A 16,427-nucleotide genomic window follows, 5' to 3' on the forward strand; every position below is an offset into this window, starting at 1 on the left:
TCAGGCCGCGGCCTCGGCCTCTCGGTGCCCTTCGTGGCTTTGGCGGGTCCTGGTCGTGGCCAAGTCCGTTGCTCGCCGGACCGAGTCGGCGCAGGCGGCCAGCAGCGGTAGCCGGACGGCCGGACTGGGGATGCGGCCCTGGGCGTGCAACACCCCCTTGATCACGGTGGGGTTCGGCTCGGCGAAGAGCGCGGCGGACAGGCGGGCCAGCTCGGCTCCCAGTCTGCGGGCCGGTCCGGCGGCGTCGCGCTGCCAGAGGGTGATCAGCTCGGCGTAGTCGGCGGTGCGGACATTGGCCGACGCCAGGATGCCGCCGCGAGCGCCCGCCGCGAGCAGTGGCGAGATGACGGCGTCGTCGCCGCCGAGCACCGCGAAGCCCGGTGGCGACGAGCCGAGCAGTTCCATCGAGGCCGCGTCGATCGCGCCCGTGGCGTATTTGACCCCGACGACCTCCGGCAGGTGCCCGAGCGCTTTCAGTGTGCTGGTGCTGAGGGACTGACCGGTGCGGTACGGGATGTCGTAGATGACCAGCGGCAGGCCCCCGTGTTCGGCGAGTGCCGTGAAGTGCGCCAGTGTTCCCGCCTCACCGGGGCGGGTGTAGGGCGGCGCGGGAACCAGCGCCGCTGTGACGTCACCGCTCTGGGCGAGTTCCCGCAGCGTCGTGATGGCGGCGGCGGTGTCGTTGGTGCCGACGCCGACGATCAGAGGAGCTCCGTGTGCCCGGCAGGCGGCCGAGCAGATGCGCACCACGGCCTGCTTCTCCTCGCCGGTCAGCGTGGCCGCCTCCGCGGTGGTGCCCAGGGCGACGAGTCCGCGCGCACCGCCGGCCGACAGCGCCTCGTGGGCGAGGCGGGCGAGCGCGTCCGGGGCGAGACGCAGGTCGTCGGTGAACGGAGTCACCAAGGGGACGAACAGGCCGGTGAGGTTCGCATCGGGCTTCATGCATCCAGCCTGACCGACTCGAACCCAGTAGATCCAGCTCATGTTTCTACACGTATGCGTAAGATCAACTTATGCTTGATGTCCGGCGTCTCCGCCTGCTGCGCGAACTGGACCGACGCGGCACCATCGCCGCCGTGGCCGAGGCGCTTGCCTTCACCGCCTCGGCCGTCTCCCAGCAACTGGGCGTGCTGGAGCGCGAGGCCGGTGTGCCCTTGCTGGAGCGGAGCGGCAGGCGGGTGGTGCTCACGCCCGCGGGTCGCATCCTCGTCACCCACGCCGACGCCGTTCTCGAGCGCCTTGAGCTGGCGGTGTCCCAGTTGGCCGGGGCGCGCGAGGGCCTCGGCGGGCCGTTGCAGATCGGGACGTTCCCCTCCGGCGGCCCCGCGATCGTGCCCGCCACGCTGGCCGAACTGGCCCGCAGGCACCCGGCACTGGAGCCGATGGTGCGCGAGATCGACTCGGCGCGGGTCTCCGACGGCCTGCGCGCCGGCGAACTCGATGTGGCCCTCGTCCACGACTACGACTTCGTTCCCGCGTCACCGGACACCACCGTCGACCAGGTGCCCTTGCTGGAGGAGCCCATGTACCTGGCCACGGGCCGCACCGCCGACAGCACTCCCGCGACCGGTCCCGCCGCCCCCGGCGGCACGCTGGCGGAGCTGCTCGGACCGTGGGCCACGTCCCCATGGATCACGGCCCGGGAGGGCACGACCGGTCACGCGATGGCCGTACGCGCCTGTCAGGCGGCCGGATTCCAGCCGCGCATCCGCCACCAGGTCAACGACTTCCGTACGGTCCTGGCACTGGCCGCCATCGGGCAAGGGGCCGGATTCGTGCCGGAGATGACCACCGAACACGCCCCCGAGGGCGTGGCCCTGACCCGGCTGCCCCTCTTCCGCCGCTCGAAGGTCGCCTTCCGCGCGGGCGGCGGCACGCACCCTGCGATCGCTGCGTTCGTGGCGGCGGCGCGAACAGCGGTCCAGGGGCTGGGCAATAGGTGAGTTCCGGCTCTGGTCCATACGGTGCCACGAACCGGATCGCGACTCTCAGCGTTCGCCGTGCAACTCCGCTGCGGGGCCTGCCCCCACGTCCGCTGCCGGAGACCTGCCGCGCGTGGCCGGTCGGCTCCAGCGGCGCACAGCGGGGCGTTCGACCAGCCGGTAGAGCAACCACGCCAGGAGCAGGGTGATCACCACGGTCAGACTTGCGTCGAGCAGAGCCTGGGAGACCGTCGAGTGGCCCGACCAGCCGTCCGCCTTGGTCATCTGCATCGGGCCGTACAAGATGACCAGCCAGTGCACCATGTACAGGGCGAAGGAGATCTCTCCGAGGAAAATCATGGTGCGCTTGCGGAAGAAGGAAGGCCGGCCGCGCACATCTGCCGTCGCGCCCGCGGCGATGAGAAGTGCGAGGAAGAGCGCGATGGCGGATGCCTGGCTGTACATCTCCGGCAGAAACCCGGCGGTGACGACGAAACTCGCTCCCGCCAGCAGCATGGCCGGGACGAGCGGCAACCCGATCCAGCGTCCGCTGAGCACGATCTGCGCCGTCAGCATTCCGAGCATGAATTCCAGCATCCTGCTGACCGGGAAGTAGTAGGTGAACCACAGCGGCCACCACGGCACGTCGGTGTTCGTCATCATCGGCTCGTCCGGCAGCAACAGCGCGACGAACGGCAACGTGCAGATCAGGAGTGCGACGCCGCCGAGCCACAGCCACAACCGCTCGACCCGGATCTTGCGCAGCAGGGGGAGCAGCGCGGGGAAGGCCAGATAGAACAACAGCTCGCAAGCGAGCGACCAGGTGGGGGCGTTGGAGGTGTAATTCAGCACGACTTCCTGGTCGGGGATCCAGCTCTGCACGAGGAAGAGGGTGGGCAGGGTGTTGGCCGTAGTCACCGCGTTGTTCGCGACGAGCATCAGGACCACGGCGGCGCCCAGCGTGACCAGGTGGTTCGGGTACACCTTCACGAGGCGTCGGCGCCAGAAGAGCCGGCTGGTGTCACCCGGCCGCGCCGACCAGGTCAGCACGAACCCGCTGAGGACGAAGAAGAAGACCACACCGGTGGGCCCCAACGCGTACACGTACGGCTCGGTCCAGTTGAGCCAAGGCTTCTGCACGCTGGGTACCAGAACGATTCCTATATGGCAGATCAGCACCATGAAGGCGGCGATGAATCGCATCCCGGTGAGGGAAGGCAGCCTGGACAACGATGTCTTGGCCGCTGTGGGACCCGCCGGTGCCGCCATGGTGCCTCCATGGTTTGTGAGTCGACCGAATGACCACGCACCGAGCCGCACCCGGCATGCCCTGAACATGGACCAACCCGCTTGAGTCAAACTCGCGGCCGCCCAGTGAACCCCGGTCGGCCATCGCCTCGTCTGTGGAGGGCCCCGGCGGGAAATTGTGCTCAGCGCCGAGGTCAGCGAAATGAGTCGATGTTCTCGCTCACCCAGTCGTCGTAGGTGCGCAGTGGGCGGCCGATGATGTCCTGCACGGACGGCCGCTGGTCGAGTGTCCACTGAACGAGTTCGGCGAAGAGGGCGCCGTACTCTTCAAGTGCGTACAGCGTCACGTCGATCGCACCGTCCGGCCAGCCACGACGTCGCCAGATCGCCCGACTCTCGTCCGCCGCCAGATCGACCGTGTCGATGTCGCGGCCGAGAGCGGTGGCGATGCTCTGTATCCGTGAACGCGTGCTCAGCGGCGGGCCCACAGCCTCGACGACCGTCCCGGTGTAATCGTCGCTGATCAGTGCCGCGGCCACGACGGCGGCGAGGTCCTGCTCGTGGATGAAGGGGTAGTGGCCCTGGTTGAGGAAAGCCTCCCGGACCACCCCGTCGGCGCGGACGGTGTCAGGCCAGTCCGACCCTGTCGCCGGGTACGTGCCCTCGATGACGGCACCCATCACAGCCGACGGCCGGATGTGCGTCCAGGCGATGCCCGAGTGCTCCACCGCCTTCTCAATCGCCAGCCAGAACCAGGTCTCCGGCGGATTCGCCTCTTCGTACTCCGGTCCGTGAGACGACAACAGAACGACTTTACGGGCGGAGGCGTTTCGCGCCAGAGTGAGGGCGTCCTGGACCGTCGACGGATGAGCACCGGCGAGGAACACGGCCTCGACACCGTCGAAGGCTCGGGCACACTCCAGCGGCCGGGTGATGGACCCCTCCACGACGTGGACCGTGTCAGGCCAGCCATCGCACTGGTCCGGCTCGGCCATCACCCGCACATGCCGACCCATGGCGAGCAGTTGTCGGGCGAGACACCGGCCGACGATCCCGGTCGGGCTGTTGCCTTCATCTCTGCGCGGGCTGACGACGGTCAGCAGGCAGATACCTTCGGTTACCGGCGTCTTCTCATTCTGCTCGAATCTGTCCACGGCAAGACCTTTCAACGCGTGAGCGGAGATCTTGCACCGGGCCCGGCCCGGGGCACCGGACGGCCTCTGCCGTGCCCACGGCCGCAGTGCCACGGCTGCGGATCGAGGCCGGGAAGTCTACCAGGATGCACTTGGCGACAACTTCGTTGACGGCAGGCCCAGAGGGCGCCGGAGTCGTCGTGACACCGCGTCAGCGGGCCGCTGTTCCGCGTCGACCGGCGACCAGCCCCGCGCCGATAGGCGCAGGACAGAGACAGCTTTGCCGGAAATATTTGAGGTGTTCGGTTCGGGCTGACGTCATGGTGGGACCCGGATTAGTCCGGTTTCGGCAATGAACCCGTCGAGCAGGTCGGGCCGATACTGCATCCGTTTGAGTCGCGTGCGGACCAGCCCTGCCAGGTCATCGATGCTGTATGGGGCCAGATTGCCCCAGGCTCTTCTTCAAGTGCGCCCACACACCCTCGGCCGGGTTGAGGTCGGGGGTGTAGGTCGGGAAGCGGTAGACCGCCAGCCACGGCCGCTTTTCGATCAGCTCGCGCATGGCGGCGTCGACGTGGTGGCTTCAGTTGTCCCAGACCAGCACGATGTTGCCGCCGAGTTGCTGGTGGGCGGCATCCAGCAATGAGGCGAAGTCCTTCTCCCGAAAGCCCTTTTTCTCGCCTTTGCGGCTGTGGTGCACCAGCATCCGGAATATCAGCCGGGTGCGCCGGCCGGCCTTGCGGCAGACCAGGCCCGCCAGGGAGATGCGGCCCGAGCCTGCCGCCCTGGCCCTGACAAGGGGCGTGTGACCGCGCCGGGACCAGGTCCGTGCTTTCGGCGGCCGGAGCATCTGGCCCGACTCATCCGCGAAGCACAGCCACGCGTCCTGGTCCCTCACCGTCTTTCCACCCGGGGCCAGGTCTCCCTGATCCAGCCGGTCACGGCGTCCTCGTCGCGTTCGGCCGCCCGGCGCGCCGGGGCCTGCACGGTGAAGCCCATCTGGTGCAGGATGCGCCAGGTCTGCGCCGAACTGAAACGGACAATGGAACCGCCGCGCGATCACCGTCGCCACCCGGGCCAGCGTCCACCGCTGGTCCTCCACCCAGCCGTGCGCGGCCGGCCCCTTCTCCAGTTCGGCGGCCAGCCAGGCCCGCCAGTCCGGTGTCATCCGGGAGGGCCGCCCGGACGGCCCCTTGGACTGCAGGGCCGCCACTCCGCCGTCCCGCCAGCGGGCATGCCAGGCGTAAGCGGACTTGCGCGAGACCCGCAACCGCCGCGCGACCTGCGGCGGCGTCACCCCTTGCACGAATAACTGGGCAGCCTCGAACCGCACTTGCTCCCGCCGGGCCCGCTGCTTCGCGGTCAGGCCACCCCCATCGGGATACCGCATGACACCGAGATACGCCCACCACCGAGATCACCGTCACCCTAGGCAGAAATCCTCAGTAGTTGGTGAATGTGTAGCAGGTGGCGCGGGCTGCGCCGTGCTCGTTCCAGTCCCATTTGTCGGTGGGCCAGGTGAACCAGTGCGTGTCTCGCCCGGCGGACTCTGCCCGCCAGGCGGCGGGGGAGTCCGGGACGGCTCGGTCGCAGGCGGTTTCGGCTTGCTGCCGGGCTTTGTCGGCCCCTGGGTAGGCGGTGGTCATTTCCGGCTGGGCCAGGATCCGGGCGCCGTGCTTCGTCTCGCACGGGCGGCTCACGACCAGGCGGTTGGAGCCGGTGCCGGTGTGCGGGTCGAAGCAGGCGCCAGGCTCCAGTTCATCGATCTCCCGGACCGTGTCCCGCGCGGGGAGCTGCCGGGCGGCGGACGGCAGCTTCGGGGCACCCGCGCCGTGCTGACTGACTGTCAGCTCGGCCCGGATCCCCTTCAAGCTCCGCAGCGAACCCCGTTCCCGCGCCTTCAGTGCGCCCAGATCGGCCGAGACGCGGGTGAAGCGCCCCTTGCCGTCGGTGCGGAGCACGAGGTCGACGGGCAGGGGTGCGGCGGCTTCGTCGGTCCCGCGGTGCAGCATGTCCCGCAGGTCCTTGGGGAAGAGGGTGAGGGCCGCGGGAGCGGTGGTGCGGATCGTGTAGGTCCTCCCGGTCCCCGTCGGCGTGGACTTCGTCACCCGACCTCCGGACGAGAGCAGCTCCAGCAGTGTCCCGCCGAACGGGACCTGGGTGCCGGCCAATGACTCGACGTTGCGGTTGCCGTCGAGGGTGAAGTCGCTCGGGGCATGGCGGATCCAGTACGGCGCGGTGCCCGGCCGCACCAGCACGTCCGTTCCCTCGACGGCCACGCCCAGCTCCGCCGGCTGGGGAGACGGCGCGGGGGAGGAGCCCAGCAGCGCCTCCCGCTGCGCCGTGGTGACGCGCTTGGTGAAGGTCCACGACCGGGTGCCGACGGCGTGTCCCGCCTTCGGGGCCATCCGGCCCTCGCTCGTCAGGACCGCCTCACCGGTGCCGAGCTCGAAGGTCATGGCCTGCCGGAACGCGAAGGCATCCGTCGCCAGGGTCGCTTCGAGGGCCTTGGCGGGCTGCTGCGCCTTCGGAGCGGAGAAGACGGGGTGCGGCGGCTCGGCCGGTGCGCCGGCAAAGCACCCCGCGACAGCCAGGGCGGCCGCGGCTGTGGCGACGCCGAAACCGGCGCGCGTGAGGGAGGGATGACGGGATATCACGACGGTACGACAGCGGCACCCGCCCCACGGTTGCACGCCGGGGGATAACGGAACCGCAACGCAGGCGGGAGGCGCCGGACTTGGGCCGGCCGGTTGTGTCTCGACATCAATGTCAGTGCCTCCTGACAGGATGCGCGGATGACCTCAACTGGCCACCCTCTCGCCGGCCATGACGCTCAGCCTCGTGCCCGCCTTCTGGAACTGATCGGCGCCATCGAACCCTGGGACGACCTGGAGCGCACCCATCTGATGACCGCGACGCAGTGGATCGCCGGCGGAGCCCCGGTCTACCGGGTGCGCAAGCCGGATGTTCCCGCAATGCACTTGGTGAGCTACTTCGTCGTCCTCGACGACACCAGCGGTCATCTGCTGCTCGTCGCGCACCGCAAGGCGGGCCTGTGGCTGCCGGCCGGTGGACACGTCGAGCCGGAGGAAGACCCGTGGGCAACGGTGGTGCGCGAATGTCGTGAGGAGCTGGGCATCCAGGCCACGGCATCGCCGATCACCGGCGAACTCCCCCTCTTCCTCACCGTTACCGAGACTCGGGGACAGGGCGCACACACCGACGTCTCGCTCTGGTACCTCCTCAACGCCGACGCTGACACCATCGCCTCCTACGACCAGGAGGAGTTCACCGCGATCCGATGGCTGACCGCCGAGCAGGTGCTCGAGGAATCGGACGAGCTGCTCGACCCCCACATGCACCGCTTCACCCACAAGCTGCAGCATGCGTCGGCGCACTCGCGATGACGACGAGCCGGTCGAGGATGACGGTGGCCGGCACTTCGGCACCGAAGACTTGACCCAGCTGCGTACGGGCGGCGCAAGGACCTCTCTGCCGGTGGGTGGCAGACAGGTCCTGTGCGATGGCGTGGCAGATCGTGATCCGATCAGTCGCCGACCCAGTAGGTGCGCGTGTTGGTGAACTCGCGGATGCCCGCGGCGGCCAGTTCGCGGCCGTGGCCGCTGCGCTTGGTGCCGCCGAAGGGCAGGCGGGGGTCGGAGGCGACGATCGCGTTGACGAAGGCCGTTCCGCTGGTGATGCGGCGGGCGAGGGCGACGCCACGGCTCGGGTCGGCCGTCCAGATGCTCAGACCGAGCCCGTACGGCGTGGCGTTCGCAAGCCGTACGGCGTCCTCGTCGTCCCGCCCGACAGCGATGGCGGCCAGCGGGCCGAAGGTCTCCTCGTCGAAGGCCGGCATTCCCGGGCCGGTGTCGCCCAGAACGGTGGGCTGGTAGAAGAAGCCGTCGCCGGGCACGGGCTTGCCGCCCGTCAGGAGGCGAGCTCCGGCGGCGACGGATTCCTCGACCTGTCGCTGGATCGCCGCCCGCAGGTCGTCGCGGGCGAGTGGGCCGATCTGCGTCTGTCGTTCGCGCGGGTCGCCGACGCGCAGGGCTTCGACACCCGCCACGAACGCGGCGGTGAACGCATCCGCCACGCAGGGGGCGACGATGAACCGCTTCGCACATACGCAGCTCTGCCCGGAGTTGGTGAAGCGCGCCTTCACCCCGGCCGCCGCGGCGGCTTCGACGTCGGCGTCGTCCAGGACCACGAAGGCGTCCGACCCGCCCAGTTCCAGCACGGACTTCTTCGCCGCGCGCCCGGCCGCCGAACCGACGGACGCGCCCGCCCGGTTGCTTCCGGTGAGGGTGACGGCCGCGAGGCGGTCGTCCTCGACGAGCCGCGCGGTCACGTCGGACACGTCGGTGTCAGCGATCACCAGTGTGGTCACCGGCGAGGCCGTTCACCCGTTCGAATGACGCAGAGGCGCGTTGCCTGCGGTGGTGGAGAGCCGCGGCCCCCGGCGCTGCCGCCTTCACATGACTGGGTTACGGTGCCGCGTATGCGCACTGAGGACGCGATCATCCGACCCCTGCTGCGGATTCAGGACGTGGCGGCGCGTGGGGCCCTGTACGGGCTGGCCGCCGTGCCCCTGCTCGGGGTGGCCTCCCTGTTCGTCGGCGATCACCACGACCGCGGGACGTTCCTCGGCGTCGTCGGCTTGCTGGCCGCTTTCATAGCTGTGATGGGGATCCTCCTCGGGCTCTTCTTCTGGTGGACCTGCGGGGGAGACATCCGGCGCTGCCGCGACTGGCACACGGTCACGGGCCAGGCCGGGCCCATCACGGTCGCGGCCCCGGTACTGCTACGGGTCGGGGTACTGGCTCTGGTGCTGCTCCCCGGCGCCTTCGGCCTGCACTTCCTCGTGGAGGGCGCCGAGTACGGCAGCTGGCTGTACGGCAGTTGAGCCACGCGCGCCCGACGCGACACGCGACAGACGACAGGCGAAGAGCGACCGTACGAGATTCGATTGGTCCCCGGCCCGAACTCCAATGTGCACGCCTGGCCTCGCTCAACGGCGCGACACTGCGGGGAAGAGCCGCCTGCGGGTCGCGTTCCCTCCCGGACTTCGGAGCCGTCCGGGTGGGGGCGGTCTTGTCTCGCTCTGGGCCGCTCTCCTCAGCGCGCCTCCCGCACCACGGCAACGCCCCCGGCGGGCACGGAAACCGATCCGTGGACGGATTGGCCGGTGAGGAGTTCCACCCCGTGGGCCGGGATCTCGGCGCCGGCTCCGGAGTGGTCGATCAGGAACAGATGGTCCGCCTCGGTGCCGCTGCGGCGGACGGCCTCGATGCCGTCCGGTGGGCGGGCGAGGACGGGACGGACGCCGGCCTCATCGCGGATACGGTCCACGGTGCGGCCAGCGTGGCCGGATGGGGCGGGTGGTCAGGTACCAGGCAACGCCGGTGCCGTGGGCGTTTCTCGCCACGGCTGGTACGCCGGCCAGTGGCCCACCGGCGTAGGAAGCGATGGCCTCGGCGCTCGTGAGGCGGACGCGTTCGGACCACAGGGTCTGTTTCTGCCAGCTGTTCACCTTCCAGTCCGTCGGCAACGGAGCCTGGACCATCAGGAACGTCAACAGCACCCTCAACCTGGACATCCGTAACTCGGCCGGCACCGCAGCGGCCGCCGTCGTTCAGAACACCGCCTCCAGCGCCGACTCCCAGAAGCGGCCCCTCACCGACGCGGGCGACGGCTACTACAAACTCCGGAACGTGAACAGCGCCCTCGTGGCCGGTGTCGCCCAGTCCTCCATCGCCGACGGTGCGGCCGTAGTCCAGTGGAACAGCCTGAGCGTTGACGACCAACTGTGGAAGATCGTCCGCATCAACTGATCCGCTTGCCGGGCTCGCCGACTCGGTCGGCGAGCCCCCGCCGACCGCGTCGACGCCACCGTCGGGGGAGGGGCGCAGGCCGTCGTCGTCGTGGGCCGGTACCGCTCCCTGCTCCGCACCGTCGCCGGTGCGTTGGTGTCCGATGTGGACCGGGAGCGGCGGGTGGTGTCCTCAGGAGGGGCGCACGCTGGTGGACGGTGAGGAATCCGGCTCCAGACGGACGCAGCAGTGACCGGGGCTGGGTGCCAGGCGTGCCTGGAGGCTGCTTTCGCTGGTCCCGTCCAGCAGGCCGCGGAGCAGGTGGAGGTTCATGCCGCACACCGTCTGGGTGTGCTCGCGGGCGAGCGCGTGGAAGGGACAGTTGCCCAGGACGATGGCATCACCGTCAGAGCGGGGTTCGAAGCCGTTCTCCTCCAGTACGGCGAACACATCCGCCTGGCCCGGGCCGGCGAGTTGTGCGCCCAGCCCGTGGGCCTTTCGGTGCAGAACCGAACGCACCGCTTCACCTGTGGATTCGGATTCCTCCAGCGCCTGGGCCAGGAGCCGTCCGGCCAGCTCGTAATGCCGCTCCGGGAGGCTGACGGTGACCTGTTTGGCGGACCGCTTGTAGAGCTTGGCGGGCCGGCCTGCTCCGGGTCCGGTGCGGCCGCTGCGCCGCTCGTAGACGACGTCGAGCAGCGATTCGTCGGCCAGCCGGTCCAGGTGGAAGGCCGCCGTCTGCCGGGCGAGGCCGAGGGCCTCGGCGGCTTCGTCGCGGCTGACCGGTTCCGGCCGGCGCACGACGTGGTCGTAGAGCCTCCTGCGGGTCGGCTCGTCGAGAGCGGCGACGGCTGAGACGTCGGGGCGGGTTACGTCCTTCGAGGGGTCCACGAACACCAGTGTAAAACCAACAGCGATTGACTAAAGAACTATTCCCCGCTTCTATCGTTAGTGAGAGTTGTCGATAGAAGGAAGGACGTCATGTCGTCCGCAACCACAACCACCCCATCCGCCGCCTCCCGGCGGCCCGCGCTCAGCGATCCCGGTTACCAGGCGTTCGTCATCCTGCGCACCGGGTTCACCGTCGCGCCGATCCTGTTCGGGCTCGACAAATTCGCCAACCTGCTCGTGGACTGGCCCGCCTACCTCGCCCCGTGGATCAACGACATCGTTCCGGGGAGTGCCCAGGCGGCCATGTACGCGGTCGGAGTGATCGAGATCGTTGCGGGCCTCGTCGTCGCGCTCGCCCCGCGCTTCGGCGGTTGGCTGGTGGCCGGATGGCTCGCCGGGGTCATCGTCAACCTGCTGACCACCCCGGGTTACTACGACATCGCGCTGCGCGACTTCGGCCTGCTGCTCGGCGCGGTGGCCCTCGCCCGGCTCGCCCAGTACTACGGCGGCAAGCGGCAGTCTCACTGACCGAAAGCCCGCAGCCACAGGAGGTGACAAGGCGGGTGGGCGTCGCGTCCATCGGCTCACCCGCCGGGTGCCAAGGGTGTGTCCGGTCTGCGGACAGTCCGGGCGGTAAGCGGAGGGGAGCCTTGGGGCGGTGGCGTGAACCTGGTCGCCGCGATGTGGCAAGTACAGGGTGTGAACACCGACCACCATCCTGACACCCATCGACCCCACCGACGGACGGACTGTCCATGACCGACCTGGCCGGCGGCGACGCCGAGCTCATCGCGGCCTCACTGGAGGAACCCGAGCGTTTCGCGGCGCTCTTCGACCGTCACGCTCCGGCGATCCACCAGTACGTCACCCGGCGGCTGGGCCGGGACGCGGCCGATGACGTCACCGCCGAGACGTTTCTGACGGCGTTTCGGATACGGGCCCGATTCGACCCGGCCCGCGCCGGGGTGCGGCCCTGGCTGTACGGCATCGCCGCCAAGCAGATCGGTCGGCACCGCCGGGAGGAGGTCCAGGCGCTGAAGCTGCTCGCCCGTACCGGCCACGACCCGGTCGCCGACAGCTGGACCGAATTGGCCGATGACCGCCTCGCCGCCGAGACCGCCGTCCGCTCACTGGCGGGGGCGCTGGCGCGTCTGTCCGCGGGCGACCGGCACGTCCTGCTGCTGTTCGCCTGGGCCGATCTCGGCTATCAGGAGATCGCCGAGGCCCTCGGCATTCCCGTCGGCACCGTCCGCTCCCGGCTCAACCGCGCCCGCCGCAAACTGCGCAACCAGGCCGGCGCGGCCGGCGGCTCCCTCATCGAAGCTCGCATACACGAAGGTGACCCCGCATGAACGAGCTTGACGAACTGCACGGCCTGCGGGCAGACGCACCCCTTCCCGATGCCGACCGGCTCGCCGCGCCGCGGACCCGGCTCACCGCGGCACTCCGGCACCAGACCCGCCCGGAGCGCGCCGCCCTTCCCCGGCGCCGGATGATCCTGGTCGGCGCCGCCACCGCAGGGGCCCTCGCCGTGACCGCCCAGATCGTCGTGACCGGGCCCGAGGACGGCCCCCGAGCCTCCGCGCCGAAGGGCCCGAAGGTGCTGTCGGCAGGCGCCTCCGCGGACGCCCTCGAACTGGCCGCCGCGGCCGTGGAGAAGCACGCGAGCACCGAACCCGGTCCGAAGCAGTGGGTGTATGAGAAGAGCACCGTCTTCACCGGGGGCAAGCCGCAGAGCAGTGAAGAGTGGACCCGCTGGGACGGCACCGGACACGCCAACCTGCCCGGTATCCCCCCGGCCGGCGACATCTCCGGTTTCGACCCGGACAAGCTCCAGGTCTGGTACGGCCCCAACCAGGAGGAGAGGTGGAAGCAGGAGGGCTACGACGACCGCTCCCAGCGACAGTTCTACCGCTTCCTCGCCACCCTCCCCAGCGACCCCGGCCGCATGATGCAGCGCATCCGCCAGGAGCACGCCATCGACTCCATCAAGGGGGAGACGCGCGCGCAGCGCGACTGGCGGGAGATCGACGTCCTGTACCGGTCGGTGCTGATCCCGCCGAAGGTCCAGGCGGGCCTGTTCCGGGCTCTGGCGAAGATTCCGGGCGCCCGGGTGACGACCGGTGTGAAGGATCCGCTGGGCCGCGCGGCGATCGGTGTGAGCGTGACCTACGCCGACAAGACACCCTCGGGCTGGCAGGGCAAGCAGGAGATCTTCTTCGATCCCGACAGCTACGCCTACCTCGGGCAGACCCGGGACGACGGACAGATGGTCAGCGCCCGCGCCGCCTGGGGCGTGGTCAACAAGCCCGGCGCCCGCCCCTGAGCATCCGCGAGGGGCGCCCGATGTCACACCGGGCGCCCCTCGCCGGTGTACCGGCTGCTCCGGACCGCCGAGTCCGCGGCCTGGCCCGGCGTATCCTGCGGGTGTGGAGCTGCGCTTCGAGACGCGTCGGTCGGACTCACCGTGGGTCGACAGCGTATGGACCTGCACCAGCGAGCAGGTCACGACGATGACGTCCGTTGCCGGTGTGCGCTGGGGTCTGGTGTTCTGGGAGCAGGGCGGCCGGTCCTATGCGGCCGTCACCGGCCCGGAGACGCGGACAAGCACGGCGCCCGTCCCGGAGGGCGCTGCCTTCACCGGCATCGAGTTCGCCGTGGGCACCTCGCTGCGGGCCCTGCCCGCACCGGAGCTGGTCGACGGTGGCGTAGAGCTCCCCGACACCACACGCCGGACGTTCCGACTGGACGGCGCCCGCTGGCAGACCCCAGGTGCCGATGACGCCGAGAACTTGGTGGAGCGGCTGGTCAAAGCCGGGATCGTGGTGCGTGACCCGCTCGTCGTCGAAGTTATGCGAGGTCTCGAACCGGCGGTGTCGGGACGGACCGTGGAGCGCCGTTTCCGGGCCGCCACCGGTTTGACGCGGGGTGCGGTACGGCAGATCGAGCGGGCCCGTACGGCGGCGGAACTGCTGGCGGCCGGTGACACGGCCGCCGACGTCGTCGCCAAGCTCGACTACTTCGACGAGCCGCACCTCGCCCGGGCGCTGCGCGCCTACGTGGGCCGCACCGCTGGAGAATTGCGCAACGGCACGGGCGGCGCGATCGCACTCGACCTGGGTCAGCGCTTGACGTCGTAGATCAGCTTCAGGATCCCGTTGGAGTAGCTCTCCGACTCCCGCAGTGACAGCATCTGCTTGTCACGGTCGGCTCGGTGGAACAGGCTCTTGCCTGCGCCGAGCAGGACGGGGAAGACGAGCAGGTTGTACTGGTCGATCAAACCGGCTTCCGACAGCCGCCGCGCCAGTTCGGCGCTTCCGTGGATGTAGATGGAGCCGCCCTCACTCTCCTTGAGGCCGGCGACGTCCTCCGTCGTGCGCAGGATCGTCGACGGCCCCCACCCGCCGACGAGGGCGTCGTCCGACAGTGAGCTCGACACGACGTACTTGGGCAGCTCCTTGTAGGAGGCGTGGTCCTCCGAGGCGGGCCAGACCGACGCGAAGGCCTCGTAACTACGGCGGCCGAACATCAGCGCCGTCGTGTCGGCGAGCTCCTCGGCCTTCAGCGACCAGGCCTCCGGTACGAACTCCAGGTCCTTCACGACCCAGCCGCCGCTGCGGTGCCCTTCCTCGGGCCCACCGGGCGAGTCCAGAACGCCGTCGAGTGACATGAATCCGGTGTAGACCAACTTACGCATCTGCGTCTCCTCATCACGGGCTGAGCTCCTGGGATCAGGCTAGGTCTCGACCGGGACGGGCGTCTTGGACGGAAACGACATCAGTGGGGGCGGTGCCGGGGGAGCCCCCTGTGTCTTTGGTGAAGGTGTGGGTTGGGGGGCCTGGACAGTCGAGATCACGTTCGACGAATAGCCGGAGAAGGTGTTCCGCGTCTCCGACGTGCACGAGCACCTCGCTTCTTGCCATCGACGAGCCCTCGATCAATGTCAGCCGCGGATACCGCACCCTGATATGTGTCAGGGATGAGAAGGCCCTGCCGCGGCCTACAGTTCGAGGCGCCGGCTCCGAGGGCCCTGTCCCTTGCTGCGCCTGGAGTCGGATCCTGTTGAAGCGTCGTATTTCTGGGAGATCATCATGCTCAAGCGGAGTTCGGCAGCCCTCGCTGCCTCTGCCGCCGTTCTCGGCGTTATGGCCGTCGCGCCGAGCGCTTCCGCCGAGCCCAGTCCTCCGGACTGCCCCACAGGAAATGTCTGCGCCTGGAGCTCCTCCGGCTACCACGGTCCGACGATCCTGAAGACGGAAGGCAACTGGTCCGGTTCGCTGAGGGTGGGCTTCATCATGAACAACGGCTATCCCAGCCCCGGGTCCGATCACATCCAGGCCACCTGGGTCTTCGAAGGCCGCACCTGGGACAGGTGCCTGCACTACAACCCGGGACCTGGCGAGTACAAGCTCTCCTTTCCGACGGGAGTGGAGCTGAAGAGCCTCACCTGGCGTGGCGAATGCTGATCAGAAGCAAGGTGACCGCTGCGGATCAGGAACAGCAGTAGCCGCTGTGACGCCATGACCAAGGTTCCGGCAGGCGGGCATCGCGGCACGGGCCCGACCTGCTGGGAGCCTCGGACGGTCTCCCGGCTCGGCATCGACGTCCTTGTCGCGATCGGCCCGTCCGTCACCGTCGCGGCCCCCGCTTGCGCACAGACCCCTGGACGGGGGGACGTTGTGTGCCAGGGGACGGTGGCGCAGGACGTCGACCATCGCGGTGGGAGGGGGCGTGGCTGGGCGCCGGCTGCCCGCCGGGTTGGGGGGTGTTGTTCGGCGAGCTTGTGCAAGAGGCGTGCGCGGCCGTTTTCGACGGTGCGCCGCGTCGGCGCGACACTACCGACCCAAGGAACGGCCCTGCCCAGCTCACACGCCCATCGGACAGGCCCCAGGCGGTAATCGTCCGGTGGAATGGTTCGAGCAGGTGCAGGAGCGGAGCAGTCGGGAGACTGGGAGACGGCTATCACCCTGGTGAGCGCCCACGCCGAGTGCTACTCCGCCGACCATCACGCCCACGACAACCATCTGTGGCACATGGCCTGCTCGCCCGCGCGGAACGGCTCTCAGAGCTCTCGGACCTGGCCCGCACAGATGTGCACGCACGCCGACGGCTCAACCGATCGCTGCGTGAGCGAGGGATGGAAGCGATGCTCCGCGATCGCGCCGAAGACGGCGACCGCGGCGTCCTCTACTGTCTCGTTCGGCTGCTCTGCGAGACAAGCCGGACCGAGCAGGCACGCCAAGCTCTCAACACCTGGTCCCGCCATGGACTGTGGGATTCGGACCGAGACCTGATGCCAAAGTGGGTTGCGCTGATGAACGGCAGGGCCGCACTGAACTACCAACTCGTGGCAGCCGTGTTCCTCTTCGGACTTGCGATCGGCCTCGCCTGGAGCCACGCCGAGTTGGACAGCGTCCACG

General features: G+C 69.4%; 18 protein-coding genes and 1 pseudogene. 9 read left to right on the top strand and 10 right to left on the bottom strand.

Annotated features, from left to right (window positions below):
* On the bottom strand, window positions 1–942 hold the full coding sequence (locus HNR57_RS26555) for a 4-hydroxy-tetrahydrodipicolinate synthase family protein (RefSeq protein WP_246554944.1): 942 nt from the start codon (window positions 940–942) through the stop codon (window positions 1–3).
* Between the two features lie 71 nt (window positions 943–1,013).
* Here HNR57_RS26555 and HNR57_RS26560 point away from each other — a divergent pair, with 71 nt between their 5' ends.
* Window positions 1,014–1,943, top strand: a complete 930-nt coding sequence (locus HNR57_RS26560) for a LysR family transcriptional regulator (RefSeq protein WP_184563592.1) — start codon at window positions 1,014–1,016, stop codon at window positions 1,941–1,943.
* Window positions 1,944–1,988: 45 nt separating this feature from the next.
* Here HNR57_RS26560 and HNR57_RS26565 read toward each other — a convergent pair whose 3' ends face one another.
* The 4 genes and pseudogenes from HNR57_RS26565 to HNR57_RS26585 form a co-directional block, all read right to left on the bottom strand.
* Window positions 1,989–3,125, bottom strand: coding sequence for an acyltransferase family protein (locus HNR57_RS26565; RefSeq protein ID WP_184563594.1), 1,137 nt, complete (start codon window positions 3,123–3,125; stop codon window positions 1,989–1,991).
* A 239-nt stretch (window positions 3,126–3,364) separates the two neighbouring features.
* Complete coding sequence (locus HNR57_RS26570; protein ID WP_184563596.1) at window positions 3,365–4,324, bottom strand: SDR family oxidoreductase; 960 nt, start codon at window positions 4,322–4,324, stop codon at window positions 3,365–3,367.
* 297 nt (window positions 4,325–4,621) lie between these two features.
* A pseudogene (locus HNR57_RS41080) lies at window positions 4,622–5,693 on the bottom strand (IS630 family transposase).
* Between the two features lie 52 nt (window positions 5,694–5,745).
* Entirely contained in the window at window positions 5,746–6,960 is a 1,215-nt protein-coding gene (locus HNR57_RS26585) for a hypothetical protein (RefSeq protein WP_184563598.1), read from the bottom strand.
* A 138-nt stretch (window positions 6,961–7,098) separates the two neighbouring features.
* Here HNR57_RS26585 and HNR57_RS26590 point away from each other — a divergent pair, with 138 nt between their 5' ends.
* Window positions 7,099–7,710 carry an NUDIX hydrolase gene (locus HNR57_RS26590; RefSeq protein ID WP_184563600.1) on the top strand — a complete coding sequence of 204 codons (612 nt, stop codon included), beginning with the start codon at window positions 7,099–7,101 and terminating at the stop codon, window positions 7,708–7,710.
* A 140-nt stretch (window positions 7,711–7,850) separates the two neighbouring features.
* Here HNR57_RS26590 and HNR57_RS26595 read toward each other — a convergent pair whose 3' ends face one another.
* On the bottom strand, window positions 7,851–8,693 hold the full coding sequence (locus tag HNR57_RS26595) for an aldehyde dehydrogenase family protein (protein ID WP_313674820.1): 843 nt from the start codon (window positions 8,691–8,693) through the stop codon (window positions 7,851–7,853).
* Window positions 8,694–8,804: 111 nt separating this feature from the next.
* Between HNR57_RS26595 and HNR57_RS26600 the strand changes: the two genes are divergently transcribed.
* The gene (locus HNR57_RS26600; protein ID WP_221343017.1) at window positions 8,805–9,209 is read left to right on the top strand and encodes a DUF6336 family protein; all 405 of its coding nucleotides are present in this window, start codon (window positions 8,805–8,807) and stop codon (window positions 9,207–9,209) included.
* Window positions 9,210–9,421: 212 nt separating this feature from the next.
* Here HNR57_RS26600 and HNR57_RS40635 read toward each other — a convergent pair whose 3' ends face one another.
* The gene (locus HNR57_RS40635) at window positions 9,422–9,655 is read right to left on the bottom strand and encodes a Beta-galactosidase C-terminal domain (RefSeq protein ID WP_313674823.1); all 234 of its coding nucleotides are present in this window, start codon (window positions 9,653–9,655) and stop codon (window positions 9,422–9,424) included.
* Window positions 9,636–9,902, bottom strand: coding sequence for a beta-galactosidase trimerization domain-containing protein (locus tag HNR57_RS39755; RefSeq protein WP_313674825.1), 267 nt, complete (start codon window positions 9,900–9,902; stop codon window positions 9,636–9,638). Before HNR57_RS39755 ends, HNR57_RS40635 begins: the two co-directional genes overlap by 20 nt.
* Between HNR57_RS39755 and HNR57_RS26610 the strand changes: the two genes are divergently transcribed.
* Window positions 9,787–10,137 (top strand): RICIN domain-containing protein, encoded by a 351-nt coding sequence (locus HNR57_RS26610; RefSeq protein ID WP_313674827.1) that lies wholly within the window; start codon window positions 9,787–9,789, stop codon window positions 10,135–10,137. The two genes, HNR57_RS39755 and HNR57_RS26610, sit on opposite strands and share 116 nt — an antisense overlap.
* A 171-nt stretch (window positions 10,138–10,308) precedes the next feature.
* Here the strand turns inward: HNR57_RS26610 and HNR57_RS26615 are convergent, their stop codons facing one another.
* Window positions 10,309–11,013, bottom strand: a complete 705-nt coding sequence (locus HNR57_RS26615; RefSeq protein ID WP_184563602.1) for a helix-turn-helix transcriptional regulator — start codon at window positions 11,011–11,013, stop codon at window positions 10,309–10,311.
* An 84-nt stretch (window positions 11,014–11,097) separates the two neighbouring features.
* Here HNR57_RS26615 and HNR57_RS26620 point away from each other — a divergent pair, with 84 nt between their 5' ends.
* From HNR57_RS26620 to HNR57_RS26635, 4 genes are all read left to right on the top strand, one after another.
* On the top strand, window positions 11,098–11,535 hold the full coding sequence (locus tag HNR57_RS26620) for a hypothetical protein (RefSeq protein ID WP_184563604.1): 438 nt from the start codon (window positions 11,098–11,100) through the stop codon (window positions 11,533–11,535).
* A gap of 227 nt (window positions 11,536–11,762) precedes the next feature.
* On the top strand, window positions 11,763–12,359 hold the full coding sequence (locus HNR57_RS26625; protein ID WP_184563606.1) for an RNA polymerase sigma factor: 597 nt from the start codon (window positions 11,763–11,765) through the stop codon (window positions 12,357–12,359).
* Entirely contained in the window at window positions 12,356–13,333 is a 978-nt protein-coding gene (locus tag HNR57_RS26630; RefSeq protein WP_184563608.1) for a CU044_5270 family protein, read from the top strand. The genes HNR57_RS26625 and HNR57_RS26630 overlap by 4 nt, the downstream gene beginning before the upstream one ends.
* Window positions 13,334–13,436: 103 nt before the next feature.
* Window positions 13,437–14,147, top strand: coding sequence for a helix-turn-helix domain-containing protein (locus HNR57_RS26635; RefSeq protein ID WP_184563610.1), 711 nt, complete (start codon window positions 13,437–13,439; stop codon window positions 14,145–14,147).
* Here HNR57_RS26635 and HNR57_RS26640 read toward each other — a convergent pair.
* A complete protein-coding gene (locus HNR57_RS26640; RefSeq protein ID WP_184563612.1) occupies window positions 14,129–14,704 on the bottom strand; it encodes a dihydrofolate reductase family protein in 576 nt (191 codons plus the stop codon). The genes HNR57_RS26635 and HNR57_RS26640 overlap by 19 nt on opposite strands.
* 340 nt (window positions 14,705–15,044) lie before the next feature.
* Between HNR57_RS26640 and HNR57_RS26645 the strand changes: the two genes are divergently transcribed.
* Window positions 15,045–15,473 (top strand): peptidase inhibitor family I36 protein, encoded by a 429-nt coding sequence (locus HNR57_RS26645; protein ID WP_246554946.1) that lies wholly within the window; start codon window positions 15,045–15,047, stop codon window positions 15,471–15,473.
* The last annotated feature ends 954 nt before the right edge of the window (window positions 15,474–16,427 follow it).

The organism is Streptomyces paradoxus (assembly GCF_014202475.1).
In the GTDB taxonomy this organism is placed as follows: Bacteria; Actinomycetota; Actinomycetes; order Streptomycetales; family Streptomycetaceae; genus Streptomyces; species Streptomyces paradoxus.

What these genes read in the sequence shown, in the direction of transcription:
- HNR57_RS26630 (WP_184563608.1), top strand. Translation starts at nt 12,356, where the DNA reads ATGAACGAGCTTGACGAACTGCACGGCCTGCGGGCAGACGCACCCCTT.
- HNR57_RS26590 (WP_184563600.1), top strand. Translation starts at nt 7,099, where the DNA reads ATGACCTCAACTGGCCACCCTCTCGCCGGCCATGACGCTCAGCCTCGT.
- HNR57_RS39755 (WP_313674825.1), bottom strand. Translation starts at nt 9,902, where the DNA reads ATGTCCAGGTTGAGGGTGCTGTTGACGTTCCTGATGGTCCAGGCTCCG.
- HNR57_RS26600 (WP_221343017.1), top strand. Translation starts at nt 8,805, where the DNA reads ATGCGCACTGAGGACGCGATCATCCGACCCCTGCTGCGGATTCAGGAC.
- HNR57_RS26625 (WP_184563606.1), top strand. Translation starts at nt 11,763, where the DNA reads ATGACCGACCTGGCCGGCGGCGACGCCGAGCTCATCGCGGCCTCACTG.
- HNR57_RS26640 (WP_184563612.1), bottom strand. Translation starts at nt 14,704, where the DNA reads ATGCGTAAGTTGGTCTACACCGGATTCATGTCACTCGACGGCGTTCTG.
- HNR57_RS26565 (WP_184563594.1), bottom strand. Translation starts at nt 3,125, where the DNA reads ATGCGATTCATCGCCGCCTTCATGGTGCTGATCTGCCATATAGGAATC.
- HNR57_RS26555 (WP_246554944.1), bottom strand. Translation starts at nt 942, where the DNA reads ATGAAGCCCGATGCGAACCTCACCGGCCTGTTCGTCCCCTTGGTGACT.
- HNR57_RS26560 (WP_184563592.1), top strand. Translation starts at nt 1,014, where the DNA reads ATGCTTGATGTCCGGCGTCTCCGCCTGCTGCGCGAACTGGACCGACGC.
- HNR57_RS26620 (WP_184563604.1), top strand. Translation starts at nt 11,098, where the DNA reads ATGTCGTCCGCAACCACAACCACCCCATCCGCCGCCTCCCGGCGGCCC.